Below are 873 nucleotides of genomic sequence, written 5' to 3'. Positions count from 1 at the left end.
CTGGCCTGCGACTCGGTGAGCGCGGGTAATGTTCTCGCTCCAGATTGCTGATGCCAGTCCGTAAGGAAGGCTGTTGGCCAGTTCGATAGCTTCCTCTTCGGTGTCGAACGGGCACAGGTGGACACAGGGGCCGAAGATTTCATCGGTAATCACCGTCGAACTTTCCGGCAAACCGGTCCAGATGGTGGGCTGAACCCAGGCACCACCGACCAGCTCCTCCGGCATACCGGGAACGCCACCACCGGTCACTACCGTGGCACCGTCATCAACGGCTTTCTGGTAATAGGACAGAACCTTTTCCCGGTGTTTGAGGCTGACCAGTGGCCCCATATCCGCCTCGGCATCATCCGGCGGACCAATCTTCATGCCTTCTGCGGCTTCTTTCAGTCGGCCAACGAACTCGTCGAAGATGGAACGCTCGACGTAAACCCGCTCGGTGCCCAGGCAAACCTGGCCACAGTTGGCGAAGGCTGAGCGCATGGTGCCCTCGATGGCCTTGTCCATATCGCAGTCGGCGAACACCAGGCCGGCGTTCTTGCCACCCAGCTCCAGGGAGATATCCCGGATGCCCTTGGCGGCAGCCTTCATGATGACTTCGCCGGTGCCGGTCTCGCCGGTAAAGGTGAAACCATCCACCAACGGATGCTCGGTGAGGAAAGCCCCGGCGGAATCCCCACCGAAGCCGTGAACCACGTTGAACACCCCGTCCGGTACGCCAGAGTCTTTCATCACTTCGCCCAGCAGGGCGGTGGTGGTGGGGGTTTCCTCGGAGGGCTTGACCACCACGGTGTTGCCACAGGCCAGAGCAGGCCCGACTTTCCAAGTCATCAGCAGCAATGGCAGGTTCCAGGGGCTGATCACCCCGATCACGCC

At 61.1% G+C, this 873-nt stretch carries 1 protein-coding gene; it reads right to left on the bottom strand.

All coding sequences use genetic code 11. The features are described from left to right. Positions 1–873 (bottom strand): aldehyde dehydrogenase family protein (locus tag ACTRWH_RS20440; RefSeq protein WP_462826796.1); only part of this gene is annotated, 873 nt, incomplete at both ends.

This window comes from Marinobacter sp. G5_S1_61_S3 (genome assembly GCF_054968585.1).
Note: the sequence above shows the minus strand (reverse complement) of the source record. Positions and strands in the feature narration are given on the sequence as shown.